This is a genomic window from Cellulomonas marina (genome assembly GCF_900111925.1).
GTDB lineage: Bacteria > Actinomycetota > Actinomycetes > Actinomycetales > Cellulomonadaceae > Cellulomonas > Cellulomonas marina.
Map to the genome: position 1 here is coordinate 523,033 of NZ_FOKA01000001.1, position 14,043 is coordinate 537,075.

The window sequence follows — 14,043 nt, forward strand, 5'->3', positions numbered from 1 at the left end:
GCGGGTCGACCTCGGGCCGGGCGTCGTCGCCGCGTTCACGACGCGTCATGGTGGCGTGAGCCGTCCCCCGTGGGACGCCCTCGACCTCGGCCTGCACGTGGGCGACGACCCCGCGGCCGTGCGCGAGAACCGGCGGCGGCTCGAGGGCGTGCTGGGGCTGCCCGTCTCGTGGGCCCGGCAGGTGCACGGCACGGCGGTGCTCGTCGTGCCGCCCGCCGGCGCCGCGACGGGCGCCGGCGCGGACGGCGACGGGCAGGACCACGAGCAGGGCCCCGGCCAGGACCACGGGCAGGGGGACGGGCCGGACGACCTCGGGGAGGCCGACGCGCTCCTCGTCGCGCACCCGGGGACGGCCGGGGCGGTGCTCGTGGCGGACTGCGTACCGGTCCTGCTGGCGGACGCGGCGGCGGGGGTCGCCGCGGCGGTGCACGTCGGGCGCCGCGGGCTCGTGGCCGGGGTGCTGGCGGCAGCGCTCGGTGCCATGACGGCGCGCGGCGCCCGGGCCGACCGGGTGCGGGCCGCCCTCGGGCCGGCCGTCGCGGGGCGCTCCTACGAGGTGCCGGCCACCCTGCGCGAGGAGGTCGCCGACCTCGTGCCCGCGGCCGCCGCCACCACCGCGTGGGGCACGCCGGCGCTCGACCTGCCCGCGGGCGTGCGGGGCGTCCTGGCGGGCCTCGGGGTCACGTCCGTGGTGGACGTCGGGGTCGACACCTTCGCCGACGCCGACCAGTTCTCGTACCGCCGGGCCGGCGGCGGCGCGACCGGGCGCAGCGCCGGGGTCGTCGGGCTCGTGTGACGCCCGGGCGTGTCGTCCGGGGCGGTGCGGCCGCCCGTTGCTAGCGTCGGGCCCGGCAGGACGTGCGGGGCAGCAGCCGCGCGCCGGCCGTGCGGTGCACGACGCGGAGACGACGCGGGGACTCGACAGGAGAGGCTGGCCATGGCCGGAACGCTGCGCAAGACGATGCTGTACCTGGGGCTGGCGGACGACCGCGCCGAGGCGGACGGCTACGACGGCACCACCACCGACGAGACGGAGACGGACGTGGCTCACGAGCACGAGGCCCAGGTCACCCCGCTGCGGCGTGCGACGCCGGTGGCGGCCGTCGCCACGCCCGAGGCGCCCTCCCACGAGCTGCGGCGGATCACGACGATCCACCCGCGCTCCTACAACGACGCCCGCACCATCGGCGAGGCGTTCCGCGGCGGCACCCCCGTCATCATGAACCTCACCGACATGGACGACGCGGACGCCAAGCGCCTCGTCGACTTCTCCGCGGGCCTCATCTTCGGCCTGCACGGCGCGATCGAGCGCGTGACCAGCAAGGTCTTCCTGCTCAGCCCCGCCACGGTCGAGATCGCCGGCGAGGTGGCCGCGGCCGCCGACCCCGCGCCGCGGACCGGGTTCTTCAACCAGAGCTGACCGTGCGCCTCCTCTTCGGCCTGCTCTACCTGGTCGTCCTCGTCTACTTCCTCCTGCTGCTGGTCCGGCTCGTGCTGGACTGGGTCCAGATGCTCGCGCGGCAGTGGCGGCCCTCGGGGTTCGCCCTGGTCGTGGCGGAGCTGACGTACTCCGTGACGGACCCGCCGCTGCGTGCGCTGCGGCGGGTCCTGCCGCCGATCGGGTTCGGGGGCATCCGCCTCGACCTCGCCTTCACGGTGCTGTTCATCGCCTGCGTGGTCCTCATGGGGGTCCTGCGCGGCCTCGCGTTCTCGTAGGGGTGGTGCCGGCCCGTCCAGGGCCGGGCGCCACCAGCAGCAGACGGCGGTGGGGACGTGCCGGTCCCCGCCCGGGTGGTCCGGCACGTCCGGAGCGCCCGTCCACGGCCGGCGGGACGCCCCTGTGGCGTCCGGCCGGGACAAACTCCGCTACCGTGGCCCGAGGCGGTCGGTGGAATCCATAGCCGCCGGTCAGACCGTTCGACCGACAGAGGTGACGACGATGGCACTGCTGACCGCAGACGACGTCCTGAACAAGAAGTTCCAGGCGACCAAGTTCCGTGAGGGGTACGACCAGGACGAGGTCGACGACTTCCTGGACGAGGTCGTCTCGACCCTGCGGGAGCTGCAGGCCGAGAACGAGTCGCTGAAGGCGCGCCTCGCGGCCGCCGGCGAGGACCACGACGGCGTGGCGTCCTCGGCACCGGCCCCCGTCGCGGCGCCGGCCCCGGAGCCCGCCGCCGAGGCGGCGCCCGAGCCGGAGCCCGAGCCCGCGCCCGTCTCGGCGCCCGTGCCCCAGACGGCCCCGGCGGTCCCCGCCGTCGCCCCGGCGACCGGTGCCACGGCGACCGCGTCCGTGCCCGCCTCCGTGCCCGCCTCCGTGCCCGCCCCGGTGCAGGCCGCCGGCGGCCGCAACGACACGGAGTCGGCCACCGGCATGCTCGCGCTGGCCCAGAAGCTGCACGACGAGTACGTGCGCAACGGCCAGGAGGAGTCCGAGCGGCTCGTCGGCGACGCGAAGGCCCAGGCCACGCGCATCGTCCGCGAGGCCGAGGAGACGTCGCAGCGCACGCTCGGCCAGCTCGAGCAGGAGCGCTCGCTCCTCGAGCGCAAGATCGACGAGCTGCGGGTGTTCGAGCGGGACTACCGCACGCGCCTGAAGAGCTACCTCGAGAACCTGCTCGGGGACCTCGACAACCGGGCCAGCGCGCTGCCGCCCCGCGGCGGCCAGGGCGTCAGCGAGAACGCCGGCATCTGACGGACCGCGTCCGTCGCGGCTCCTGCCGCGCGCGCAGCACCACCAGCACGGCCACCAGCACGGCACGCCCGCACCGCGGGCGTGCCGTGTTGTGCGTCCGGCACCGCGGCAGTACGGTCACGGGACTTCGACGACAAGGGGACGTGGATGCCCGACAACGCGCTGAGCAGCGCGACCGTGACGGACCTGGAGCTGGACCTCGACCGGCTGGCGGGGGAGCTGCTGGTCCGTGACGGCGAGGAGCCGTGGACCCCCGAGGAGCTGCGCGCCGTCGCCGCCGGGCTGACGTCCGACGTCGAGCGCCTCACCGAGGAGCTCGCCGCCGCCGACCAGGGGCTGTCGGAGCTGCTGCGCAACTCCGGCGACGGCGCGGGCGACGACCAGGCCGACTCCGGTTCGAGCGCCCTGGAGCGCGAGCACGAGCTGACCCTGGTCAACAACACGCGCGACCTGCTCGCCCAGACCCAGCACGCCCTCGGCCGGATGGCCAGGGGCACCTACGGCACGTGCGAGCAGTGCGGCCGTGCGATCGGCAAGGCACGCCTCGAGGCGTTCCCGCGCGCGACGCTCTGCGTCGAGGACAAGCAGCGCGAGGAGCGCCGCTGACCTGAGCGCGGCGCGCGTCCGCACAGGTCGCGCGCACGAGCACCGGACGGCCCCGTCCCGGTCCCGGCGAGGACCGCGGCGGGGTCGTCGTGCGTCTCACCTAGACTCCTGCGGTGCCCGACGCTCCCGACGCCGCCGACGACGCCCGCGCCACCACCCCGTCCGCGGGGGTGGACGGGGGCGCCACGGACCCGGTCGACGCGGACGGCGCCACGGCCGACGCGGCGACGGTGCCCCCGGCCCGGCGGCGGCGGCTGCTCGCCGGCCTCGTCGTCCTGGCCGCCGCGGTCCTCGCGGCCGACCAGCTGTCGAAGGCGTGGGCGCTGGACGCCCTGTCGACCTCGCAGCGGCGGCCCGTGCTGGGCGACCTGCTGGGGCTGCAGCTCGTCTTCAACCCGGGTGCGGCGCTGTCCATCGCGACGGGGCTGACGTGGGTGCTGACCCTCGTGGCGGTGGTCGTGGTGCTCGTCGTGGCGCGGGCGGCGCGCCGGATCGGCTCGGGCGCGTGGGCCGTCGCCCTGGGTCTGCTGCTCGGGGGCGCGCTGGGCAACCTCGGGGACCGGCTCTTCCGTCCGCCGGGCTTCGCGCGCGGGCACGTCGTGGACTTCCTCGCCTACGGCGACTTCTTCGTCGGCAACGTCGCCGACATCGCGATCGTCGCCGCCGCGGTGCTCGTCGTGCTGCTCGCGGTGCGGGGCACGGGGCTGGACGGCCGGCGGGCCGGGGCGTGAGCGGCGCCGGCGGCGAGGTCCGCGCCCTGCCCGTCCCGGACGGGCTCGCGGGCGAGCGGGTCGACGCCGCCCTCTCGCGCCTGCTGGGCCTGTCACGGACGCGGGCGGCGGAGCTCGCGGAGGCGGGCTCCGTGCTCGTCGACGGGCGCGCGGTCGGCAAGTCGGACCGGTTGCCGGGCGGCGCCTGGCTGGAGGTGGAGCTGCCGCCGGTGGCACCGGTGGCGGCCGCGGTGGTCGAGACACCGGTGCCGGGCATGCGCGTGGTCCACGACGACGACGACCTCGTGGTCGTGGACAAGCCCGTCGGCGTGGCCGCGCACCCGTCCCCGGGCTGGACCGGGCCGACGGTCGTCGGGGCGCTGGCGGCCGCGGGCTACCGCATCGCCACGTCCGGTGCGGCGGAGCGCCAGGGCGTGGTGCACCGGCTCGACGCGGGCACCTCGGGCCTCATGGTCGTCGCCAAGAGCGAGCACGCCTACACCGCCCTCAAGCGCGCCTTCAAGGAGCGCACGGTCGAGAAGGTGTACCACGCGCTCGCCCAGGGCCACCCGGAGCCGACGAGCGGCACCATCGACGCGCCCATCGGCAGGCACCCGAGCGCGGACTGGCGGTTCGCGGTCGTGGCCGACGGCAAGCCGTCGGTGACGCACTACGCCCTGCTCGAGATGCTGCCGGCCGCCTCCCTCCTCGAGGTGCACCTCGAGACGGGCCGCACGCACCAGATCCGCGTGCACCTCGCGGCGCTGCGGCACCCGCTCGTCGGGGACACGACGTACGGCGCGGACCCGGCCCTCGCGGCCCGGACGGGCCTGGCCCGGCAGTGGCTGCACGCGGTCCGCCTCGGGTTCGAGCACCCCGGGACCGGGACGTGGCTCGAGCTGGAGAGCACGTACCCCGACGACCTCGAGCACGCCCTCGAGGTGCTCGCGGCCGGCTGGCGCTGAGCGACGTGCCGACGACGCGCCGGGCCGGCGCGACACGCCCGCCGGGGTGTCGCGGGGCCCGCCGGGGGTGTCGGGGGCGCCGCCTAGGATGACCGCCATGGTGTCCGCGGGGAGCTCGACCGACGACTTCGTCCACCTCCACGTCCACACCGAGTTCTCCATGCTGGACGGCGCGGCGCGGGTCGACGACCTGTTCGCGGAGGCGCAGCGGCTGGGACAGCGGGCCGTCGCCATCACCGACCACGGCTACCTGTTCGGGGCCTTCGACTTCTGGAAGAAGAGCAAGGCCTACGGCATCAAGCCGATCATCGGCGTCGAGGCGTACGTGACCCCGGGGACCAGCCGCTTCGACCAGACGCGCGTGCGCTGGGGCGAGCAGCACCAGGCGTCGGACGACGTGTCGGCGCGTGGCGCGTACACGCACATGACGCTGCTGGCGCGCACCACCGCCGGCATGCACAACCTCTTCCGCATGTCCTCCCTGGCCTCGCTCGAGGGCCAGATGGGCAAGTGGCCGCGCATGGACCGCGAGCTGCTGAGCACCTACGCCGACGGCCTGATCGCGACGACGGGCTGCCCCTCGGGCGAGGTGCAGACCCGCCTGCGCCTGGGCCAGTGGGACGAGGCCGTGCGGGCCGCGGGGGAGCTGCAGGACCTCTTCGGCAAGGAGAACCTGTACGTCGAGCTCATGGACCACGGGCTGGAGATCGAGCGCCGGGTGGTCAAGGACCTGCGCCGCCTGGCCGAGGCGATCGGCGCCCCCGTCGTGGCGACGAACGACCTGCACTACACGAAGCACGAGGACAGCCACGCCCACGAGGTGCTGCTGTGCGTGCAGTCCGGCTCGACGCTGGCCGACCCCGACCGCTTCAAGTTCGACGCGGACCAGTTCTACCTGAAGTCCGCCGCGGAGATGCGGCGGGTGTGGTCCGAGGTGCCGGAGGCGTGCGACAACACGCTGCTCATCGCCGAGCAGTGCGACATCTCGTTCAACACCGAGGCCAACTTCATGCCGCGGTTCCCCACGCCCGAGGGGGAGGGCGAGGACTCCTGGTTCGTCAAGGAGGTCGAGCGGGGCCTGCAGCGCCGGTACGCGGGGGCCGTGCCCGACGACGTGCGCCGCCAGGCGGAGTACGAGACGGGCGTCATCACCAGCCTCGGCTTCTCCGGCTACTTCCTCGTCGTCGCGGACTTCATCAACTGGGCCAAGGCGCAGGGCATCCGCGTCGGCCCGGGCCGTGGCTCGGCCGCCGGCTCCATGGCCTCGTACGCCATGGGCATCACGGAGCTCGACCCGCTGCGCCACGGGCTCATCTTCGAGCGCTTCCTCAATCCCGAGCGCGTGTCCTGGCCCGACGTCGACGTCGACTTCGACGAGCGCCGGCGCGGCGAGGTCATCCGCTACGTGACGGACAAGTACGGCGAGGACCGCGTCGCCCAGATCGTCACCTACGGATCCATCAAGGCCAAGCAGGCCCTCAAGGACGCATCCCGGGTGCTGGGCTTCCCCTTCGCGATGGGCGAGCGGCTGACGAAGGCCATGCCCCCGGCCGTCATGGGCAAGGACATCCCGCTGTCGGGGATCTTCGACACGGGGCACGAGCGGTACGCCGAGGCCGAGGAGTTCCGCCAGCTCGTCGCCACGGACCCGGACGTGGCCCGCGTCGTGGAGACCGCCCGCGGCCTGGAGAACCTCAAGCGCCAGTGGGGCGTGCACGCCGCCGGCGTCATCATGTCGAGCGAGCCGCTGCTGGACATCCTGCCCATCATGAAGCGCCCGCAGGACGGCGCGATCATCACGCAGTTCGACCAGCCGGGGTCCGAGGCGCTGGGCCTGATCAAGATGGACTTCCTCGGCCTGCGCAACCTGACGATCCTCGACGACGCGCTGGACAACATCGTCGCCAACGGCAAGCCGCCGCTGGACCTCGAGACCATCGGGCTCGAGGACGGGCCGACGTACGAGCTGCTGCAGCGCGGGGACACCCTGGGGGTGTTCCAGCTCGACGGCGGGCCCATGCGTGCCCTGCTGCGCCAGATGCGCCCCGACAACTTCGAGGACATCTCCGCGGTCATCGCCCTGTACCGCCCGGGACCGATGGGCATGAACTCCCACACGAACTACGCCCTGCGCAAGAACGGCCTGCAGGAGGTCGAGCCGATCCACCCCGAGCTCGCCGAGCCGCTCGAGGAGGTCGTGGGGATCACCCACGGCCTGATCGTCTACCAGGAGCAGGTGCAGAAGGCCGCCCAGGTCCTGGCGGGCTACAGCCTGGGCCAGGCCGACCTGCTGCGGCGCGCGATGGGCAAGAAGAAGAAGGAGATCCTCGACAAGGAGTTCGTGCCCTTCCAGGCGGGCATGCGCGAGCGGGGCTACTCCGACGGCGCCATCCAGGCGGTGTGGGACGTGCTCGTCCCCTTCGCCGGGTACGCGTTCAACAAGGCGCACTCGGCCGCGTACGGCGTCGTCTCCTACTGGACGGCCTACCTCAAGGCGAACTACCCGACCGAGTACATGGCGGCGCTGCTGACCAGCGTCCGCGACGACAAGGACAAGTCGGCGCTGTACCTCGGCGAGTGCCGTCGCATGGGCATCACCGTCCTGCCGCCGGACGTCAACGACTCCTCGGCGCTGTTCACGGCCGTCGGGCACGACATCCGGTTCGGGCTGACCGCGGTGCGCAACGTCGGCGCGAACGTCGTCGACGCGGTCGTCGCGACGCGGGAGGCCAAGGGCGCCTACACCTCGTTCACGGACTTCCTCGACAAGGTGCCCGCCGTCGTGTGCAACAAGCGCACGATCGAGTCGCTCATCAAGGCCGGGGCCTTCGACTCGCTCGGGCACAGCCGGCGCGCGCTGCTGCTCGTGCACGAGCAGGCGGTCGACTCCGTCATCGTGGTCAAGCGCAAGGAGGCGGAGGGGCAGTTCGACCTGTTCGCCGACGTCTTCGGCGGCGACGACGACGCGGGCGGCTTCTCCGTCACCGTGCCCGACGTGCCCGACTGGGACAAGAAGCAGCGTCTCGCCTTCGAGCGGGAGATGCTCGGCCTGTACGTGTCCGACCACCCGCTCTCCGGGCTGGAGCACGTGCTGGCCTCGGCGGCGGACGTCTCGGTCGCCTCGCTCATGGCCGACGAGCAGCGTCCCGACGGGTCGACGGTCGTCGTCGCCGGGCTCATCACGTCGCTGCAGCGCAAGATGTCCAAGCAGGGCAACCCGTGGGCGGCCGTGACGCTCGAGGACCTCGAGGGCGCCGTCGAGATCATGTTCTTCGGGGAGACGTACCTCGCCTACTCGACCGTCTTGGCCGAGGACGCGGTCGTCGTGGTGCGCGGACGCGTCCGCCGGCGCGACGACACCATGCAGCTGCAGGCCATGGAGGTGACGCTGCCCGACGTCTCGGCCACCCCCGACTCGCCGGTGGTGGTCTCGATGCCCGTCGCCCGGTGCACGCAGCCCGTCGTCGAGCGCCTGCGCGAGGTGCTGTCCACGCACCCGGGCGTCACCGAGGTCCACGTCCGCCTCACGCAGCCGGGCCGGGCGACGGTCATGCGCCTCGACGACACCTACCGCGTCGCCCGCGACCCGTCCCTGTACGGCGACCTCAAGGCCCTCCTGGGTCCGAGCTGCCTCGCCCGCTGACGCCCTCGGCAGGGGCACGGCCGCGCGTCGTATAACCCTTGCGTTATAGGAAAGGGGCGGGCAGGCTGGGGACGTGCACCCGCTGGACGCGCTCGGCGACCCCGTCCGCCGTCGCCTGCTGGAGCTGCTCGCCTCCGGCGAGCGGCCGGCGGGCGACCTGGCGGCCGCGGTCGGGGCCGAGTTCGGCATCTCCCAGCCCGCCACCTCCCGGCACCTGCGCGTCCTGCGCGAGGCCGGCCTGGTCAGCGCCACGGCGGCGGGACCCGTCCGCCTCTACGCGGTGCGGGCCGAGGCGCTCGACGAGGTCGGGGCCTGGGTCGAGCGGGTGCGCGGGCACTGGGCGCCGCGGCTGGACGCGCTCGCCACCGAGATCGCCCGAGGACGCCGCGCGCGCCGGGCAGGGGGAGGACCGCCATGACCACCACCGACGACGGCCCGCTCGGGGTGCTGCGCCCCGACGGGGACCGGACGGACGTCCGCTTCGAGCGCACCCACGCCACCGACCCGGGGGACTGTGGGAGGCGCTGACGACGCCGGCCCGCCTCGCGCGCTGGCTCGGCCCGGTGACCGGGGACCTGCGCGAGGGCGGGCGGTACCACGTCGTGCTCGGCCCGGACCCCGACGACCACGCGGCGGGGGAGATCCGCACGTGCCGCGCGCCGGAGCACCTCCTCGTGGGCTGGACGTGGCCCGGGGAGGACCTCTCCCAGGTCGAGCTGCGCGTGACCGCCGACCCGAGTGGCGCCCGCCTCGTGCTCACCCACCACCGGCTGCCGTCGGTGTCCGCCGTCGGGTACGGCGCCGGGTGGCACGCGTACCTCGACGTGCTCGCCGGCTCGCTCGCCGACGCCACGGTGGACGCACCCGCGCACCAGGCGACCGAGGACGGCCCGGGCGGCACCGGAGGGGGCCTCACGTGGGACGAGCGCTTCACGGCGCTGCTGCCGCTGTACCGGGCCGCGTCGGGCGCCTGAGGCCGGGCCCGGGCGGGACCGGCCCCGATCGCGCTCCGGTCCTGCCCCGGTCAGTACCCTGGGGCCGTGATCTCCCGGATCGACCTGCGCGGCCGCACCCTGTCCCGTCGAGCCCTGCTCGAGACGCTCCCGCGGGCGAAGGTGGACGTCGAGCAGGCGGCCCAGCAGGTCGCCCCGCTGGTCGCGGACGTACGGGAGCGGGGGGCCGCGGCGCTGCGCGACCTCGCAGCGCGCTTCGACGGCGTCCGGCCGACGCACCTGCGGGTGCCGGCCGAGGCCTTCGCCGCGGCGTCGGAGGCGCTCGACCCGGCGGTGCGTGCCGCGCTGGAGGAGACCATCGCGCGCGTCCGGCGGGTCCACGCCGCCCAGCGGCCGGCGGACCTCAGGGTCGACGTGGCGCCCGGGGCGCAGGTGCGCCAGCGCTGGCTGCCGGTCCGCCGCGTGGGGCTCTACGTGCCCGGCGGCCTGGCCGTGTACCCCTCGTCCGTCGTCATGAACGTGGTCGCCGCGCAGGAGGCGGGCGTCGGGTCGCTGGCCGTCGTGTCGCCCCCGCAGAAGGACCGCGACGGCCTGCCGGACCCGGTCGTGCTCGCCACCTGCGCGCTGCTCGGCGTCGACGAGGTCTACGCGGCCGGCGGGGCGCAGGCCGTCGCCCTGCTCGCGTACGGCGCCGCCGGCTCCGACGACGTCGACGGCGAGGTCCTGTGCGAGCCCGTCGACGTCATCACGGGTCCCGGCAACGTCTACGTCGCCGCCGCCAAGCGCCTCGTCCGCGGCGTGGTGGGCATCGACTCCGAGGCCGGCCCCACCGAGATCGCGATCCTCGCGGACGGCACCGCCGACGCCACCCACGTCGCCGCCGACCTCGTCTCGCAGGCCGAGCACGACCCGCTGGCCGCCGCCGTCCTCGTGACGACCAGCGTGGAGCTGGCCGGCGCTGTCGAGGCGCGGCTCGCGGACCGCGTCGAGGGCACGCGCAACGCGGCGCGGGTGCAGGTGGCGCTGTCGGGGCCGCAGAGCGCGATCGTGCTCGTCGACGACCTCGACGCCGGCCTGGAGGTCGTCAACGCCTACGGCGCCGAGCACCTGGAGATCCAGACCGCCGACGCCTCCGCCGTCGCCGACCGCGTCACCAGCGCGGGCGCGGTGTTCGTCGGGGCGTGGTCGCCGGTGTCGCTCGGGGACTACATGGCGGGCTCCAACCACGTGCTGCCCACCGGCGGCTGCGCGCACTTCTCGTCGGGCCTCGGCGTGCACTCCTTCCTGCGCGCGGTGCAGGTGGTCGAGTACGACCACGACGCGCTGGCCGCGGTCGCGGACCGCGTCGTGGCGCTGGCGGACGCCGAGGGGCTGCCCGCCCACGGCGAGGCCGTGCGCGCCCGGTTCTAACGCCCCGCCCTAGACTCGCCCCCGTGACCGACGCCCCCGCCCGCCCGCAGCGGGCGACGCTCCCGCTGCGGCCGGAGCTCGCCGGCCTCGAGCCGTACGGCGCACCGCAGCTGGACGTCCCGGTGCTGCTCAACGTCAACGAGAACCCCTACGCCCCCTCCGACGAGGTGGTCGCCGACATCGCGGCCGCCGTGGCGGAGGCGGCCCGCGGCCTCAACCGCTACCCGGACCGGGAGGCGCTCGGGCTGCGCGCGGACCTGGCCGACTACCTCGCCGTCGAGTCCGGCGTGCGCGTCGCGCCGGAGCAGGTGTGGGCCGCGAACGGGTCCAACGAGGTGATGCTGCACCTGCTGCAGGCCTTCGGCGGGCCGGGCCGCACGGCGCTGTCCTTCGCGCCGACGTACTCCATGTACCCCGAGTACGCGCGTGACACGGGTACGGCGTGGCAGGTCGGGCGCCGCGCGGAGGACTTCTCCGTCGACGCCGCGGCCGCGTGCGACCTCGTCGCCGAGGTCGCGCCGTCCGTGGTGCTGCTGGCCAGCCCGAACAACCCGACGGGCACCGCCCTGCCGCCCGCCACGCTGGAGGCGGTGCTCGGGGCGGCGGCGGACGTGCCGGGCGGCTGCGTCGTCGTCGTCGACGAGGCCTACGGGGAGTTCCGCCGGCGCGGCACCCCGTCGGCGCTGGCGCTCCTGGCCGAGCACCCGCACCTGGCCGTGAGCCGCACGATGTCCAAGGCGTTCGGCCTGGCGGGCGCCCGGGTGGGCTACCTGGCCGCGAGCACCGCGCTCGTCGACGCGCTGCGCGTCGTGCGCCTGCCGTACCACCTGTCCGCGGTGACGCAGGCGACGGCCCGCGCGGCGCTGCGGCACGCGCCCGCCCTCATGGCGCAGGTGGGCAGCCTGCGGCAGGAGCGCGACGACCTCGTCGCCTGGCTGCGCGCCCGCGGGCTGCGCGCCGCGGACTCCGACGCGAACTTCGTCCTGTTCGGTACGTTCCCGGACCGCCACGCGGTCTGGCAGGGGCTGCTGGACCGGGGCGTCCTCGTCCGGGAGACCGGGCCCGAGGGGTGGCTGCGGGTGTCGGTCGGCACGCCGCAGGAGACGGCGGCCTTCCGGGCCGCCCTGAGCGAGGTGGGCGGCCTGTGAGCGGCACGACCGGCGGGCGCACGGCCCGCGTCGAGCGGACGACGAGCGAGTCGAGCGTCGTCGTCGAGCTGGACCTGGACGGGCGGGGGCGCACCGACATCGCCACGTCCATACCGTTCTACGACCACATGCTCACGGCGCTCGGCAAGCACTCGCTCATCGACCTCACCGTCCGTGCGACGGGGGACACCCACATCGACGCCCACCACACCGTGGAGGACGTCGCGATCACCCTCGGCCAGGCGCTGCGGATCGCCCTGGGGGACAAGGTGGGCATCTCCCGCTACGGGGACGCCACGGTCCCGCTCGACGAGGCCCTCGCGCACGCCGTGGTCGACGTCTCGGGACGGCCGTACCTCGTCCACTCGGGCGAGCCCGCCGGCCAGGAGCTGCACCTCATCGGCGGGCACTTCACGGGCTCGCTCACCCGGCACGTGCTCGAGTCGATCGCCCACCACGCCGCCTTCACCGTCCACGTGCGCGTCCTGGCCGGCCGCGACCCGCACCACGTCGTCGAGGCGCAGTTCAAGGCGCTGGCGCGGGCCCTGCGCGCCGCGGTCGCCCTCGACCCGCGCGTCGAGGGCGTCCCGTCGACGAAGGGCGCGCTGTGAGCGCCCCCGGCACGGCCCCCGACGAGGGCCGTCCCGACGAGGACCGCCCCGACGACGACGTGCTGGCTGCCCTCGAGGCCCAGTTCGCCGCGGACGCCGGCAGCCCGGACGACGGGCACGCCTCCGGCGACGCGGACGCTCCCGGTGATGACGACGCCCCCGCCGACGAGGAGCCCCTGACGCTGGCGTCGGCGCAGCCGCGGCCGACCCGTGCGCTGGTGCTCACGCAGGTCGCCGCGGCCGCGCCGCTGGCGGCGGCGTGCGCGCTGGCGCAGGTCGACGCCGACGTGGTGCCCACGCCGGAGGGCGCGCTCGCCGTGCTGCGCGACCCGACCGCCGGCGGCGCCGGTGCCGCCGCGATCTCCCAGCTGCTGCGCACGGCCCCGGTGGTGCTGTTCGAGCGCCGCGCCTCGCAGATCAGCGCCCAGCAGTGGGTGGGCGGCGCCGTGCAGAAGGACGTCGAGGAGCCCGGCCTCCTGCTGGCCTACGCACCCTCGCAGCTCGAGGACCTGCTCGTCGCCGAGGCCGACGTCTCGGGCTTCGACGGCGTCGTGAGCAGCGTCGGGATGTCGCGGTTCAAGGCCATGGCGGTCCTCGCCCGTGCCGGCCGGCGCCGGCCCCGCGGGTAGCCTGGGGGCGTGAGCGCAGCCCCTTCCGTCGTCGTCCTGGACTACGGCTTCGGCAACGTCCGCTCGGCGGTCCGCGCGCTGGAGCGCGTGGGTGCCGAGGTCGAGCTGACCGCGGACAAGGCCGCGGCCCAGGAGGCCGACGGGCTCGTCGTCCCCGGGGTCGGCGCGTTCGCGGCGGTCATGGCCGGGCTGCGGCAGGTCGGCGGGGACCAGGTCGTCGACCGCCGCCTCGCGGGCGGCCGGCCCGTCCTCGGCATCTGCGTCGGCATGCAGGTCATGTTCGACGAGGGGGTCGAGCACGGCGTCCGCACGCCGGGCCTGGGGGAGTGGCCCGGCGTCGTCGAGCGGCTCGAGGCGCCCGTCGTCCCGCACATGGGCTGGGCGGAGGTCCGGGCGCCCGAGGGGTCGACGCTCTTCGCCGGCCTCGAGGACCAGCGCTTCTACTTCGTGCACTCCTACGCCGCGCGCCGCTTTCCCCTGCACGACGAGCCGCGCGACACGCCGCTGGCGCCGCCGCTGGTCACGTGGTCCGAGCACGGCGAGCCCTTCGTCGCCGCCGTCGAGAACGGACCGCTGTCCGCCACGCAGTTCCACCCCGAGAAGTCGGGCGACGCGGGTGCCGCGCTGCTCGAGCGCTGGGTCGACGGCCTGCGCTGACACCGGCGCCCCGCGG

The 14,043-nt window shown here is 75.1% G+C and carries 15 protein-coding genes; all 15 read left to right on the top strand.

Going from position 1 to position 14,043, the window contains the following annotated elements; all coding sequences use genetic code 11:
- Window positions 1–55: 55 nt before the first annotated feature.
- The 15 genes from BM048_RS02315 to hisH all read left to right on the top strand — a co-directional run bounded on the left by BM048_RS02315 (window position 56) and on the right by hisH (window position 14,027).
- Window positions 56–796 (top strand): purine nucleoside phosphorylase YfiH/LACC1 family protein, encoded by a 741-nt coding sequence (locus BM048_RS02315; RefSeq protein WP_239078635.1) that lies wholly within the window; start codon window positions 56–58, stop codon window positions 794–796.
- 141 nt (window positions 797–937) lie between these two features.
- Entirely contained in the window at window positions 938–1,420 is a 483-nt protein-coding gene (locus BM048_RS02320; RefSeq protein ID WP_090030285.1) for a cell division protein SepF, read from the top strand.
- Window positions 1,421–1,422: 2 nt separating this feature from the next.
- On the top strand, window positions 1,423–1,716 hold the full coding sequence (locus tag BM048_RS02325) for a YggT family protein (protein ID WP_090030287.1): 294 nt from the start codon (window positions 1,423–1,425) through the stop codon (window positions 1,714–1,716).
- A 223-nt stretch (window positions 1,717–1,939) separates the two neighbouring features.
- Window positions 1,940–2,695: a DivIVA domain-containing protein gene (locus BM048_RS02330; protein WP_090030539.1), complete on the top strand. Its 756-nt coding sequence runs from the start codon at window positions 1,940–1,942 to the stop codon at window positions 2,693–2,695.
- Between the two features lie 147 nt (window positions 2,696–2,842).
- Window positions 2,843–3,301, top strand: coding sequence for a TraR/DksA family transcriptional regulator (locus tag BM048_RS02335; RefSeq protein ID WP_090030289.1), 459 nt, complete (start codon window positions 2,843–2,845; stop codon window positions 3,299–3,301).
- A gap of 113 nt (window positions 3,302–3,414) precedes the next feature.
- Window positions 3,415–4,032 (top strand): signal peptidase II, encoded by a 618-nt coding sequence (locus BM048_RS02340; RefSeq protein ID WP_373308387.1) that lies wholly within the window; start codon window positions 3,415–3,417, stop codon window positions 4,030–4,032.
- Entirely contained in the window at window positions 4,029–4,976 is a 948-nt protein-coding gene (locus tag BM048_RS02345) for an RluA family pseudouridine synthase (protein WP_090030291.1), read from the top strand. The genes BM048_RS02340 and BM048_RS02345 overlap by 4 nt, the downstream gene beginning before the upstream one ends.
- A gap of 97 nt (window positions 4,977–5,073) precedes the next feature.
- Window positions 5,074–8,619: a DNA polymerase III subunit alpha gene (dnaE, locus tag BM048_RS02350; RefSeq protein WP_090030293.1), complete on the top strand. Its 3,546-nt coding sequence runs from the start codon at window positions 5,074–5,076 to the stop codon at window positions 8,617–8,619.
- Window positions 8,620–8,692: 73 nt separating this feature from the next.
- On the top strand, window positions 8,693–9,037 hold the full coding sequence (locus BM048_RS02355) for an ArsR/SmtB family transcription factor (protein WP_090030295.1): 345 nt from the start codon (window positions 8,693–8,695) through the stop codon (window positions 9,035–9,037).
- A gap of 145 nt (window positions 9,038–9,182) precedes the next feature.
- Complete coding sequence (locus BM048_RS02360; RefSeq protein ID WP_239078634.1) at window positions 9,183–9,593, top strand: SRPBCC domain-containing protein; 411 nt, start codon at window positions 9,183–9,185, stop codon at window positions 9,591–9,593.
- A 66-nt stretch (window positions 9,594–9,659) separates the two neighbouring features.
- The gene (gene hisD / locus BM048_RS02365; RefSeq protein WP_090030297.1) at window positions 9,660–10,982 is read left to right on the top strand and encodes a histidinol dehydrogenase; all 1,323 of its coding nucleotides are present in this window, start codon (window positions 9,660–9,662) and stop codon (window positions 10,980–10,982) included.
- Between the two features lie 23 nt (window positions 10,983–11,005).
- Entirely contained in the window at window positions 11,006–12,130 is a 1,125-nt protein-coding gene (locus BM048_RS02370; protein ID WP_090030299.1) for a histidinol-phosphate transaminase, read from the top strand.
- Window positions 12,127–12,741 carry an imidazoleglycerol-phosphate dehydratase HisB gene (gene hisB / locus BM048_RS02375; protein WP_090030301.1) on the top strand — a complete coding sequence of 205 codons (615 nt, stop codon included), beginning with the start codon at window positions 12,127–12,129 and terminating at the stop codon, window positions 12,739–12,741. Before BM048_RS02370 ends, hisB begins: the two co-directional genes overlap by 4 nt.
- Window positions 12,738–13,370: a hypothetical protein gene (locus BM048_RS02380; protein ID WP_090030303.1), complete on the top strand. Its 633-nt coding sequence runs from the start codon at window positions 12,738–12,740 to the stop codon at window positions 13,368–13,370. Before hisB ends, BM048_RS02380 begins: the two co-directional genes overlap by 4 nt.
- A 9-nt stretch (window positions 13,371–13,379) precedes the next feature.
- Window positions 13,380–14,027: an imidazole glycerol phosphate synthase subunit HisH gene (hisH, locus tag BM048_RS02385; protein ID WP_090030305.1), complete on the top strand. Its 648-nt coding sequence runs from the start codon at window positions 13,380–13,382 to the stop codon at window positions 14,025–14,027.
- The last annotated feature ends 16 nt before the right edge of the window (window positions 14,028–14,043 follow it).

Excerpts from the sequence above, each read along its gene's own strand:
- BM048_RS02320 (WP_090030285.1), top strand. The coding sequence starts at position 938 with ATGGCCGGAACGCTGCGCAAGACGATGCTGTACCTGGGGCTGGCGGAC.
- BM048_RS02330 (WP_090030539.1), top strand. The coding sequence starts at position 1,940 with ATGGCACTGCTGACCGCAGACGACGTCCTGAACAAGAAGTTCCAGGCG.
- BM048_RS02335 (WP_090030289.1), top strand. The coding sequence starts at position 2,843 with ATGCCCGACAACGCGCTGAGCAGCGCGACCGTGACGGACCTGGAGCTG.
- dnaE (WP_090030293.1), top strand. The coding sequence starts at position 5,074 with ATGGTGTCCGCGGGGAGCTCGACCGACGACTTCGTCCACCTCCACGTC.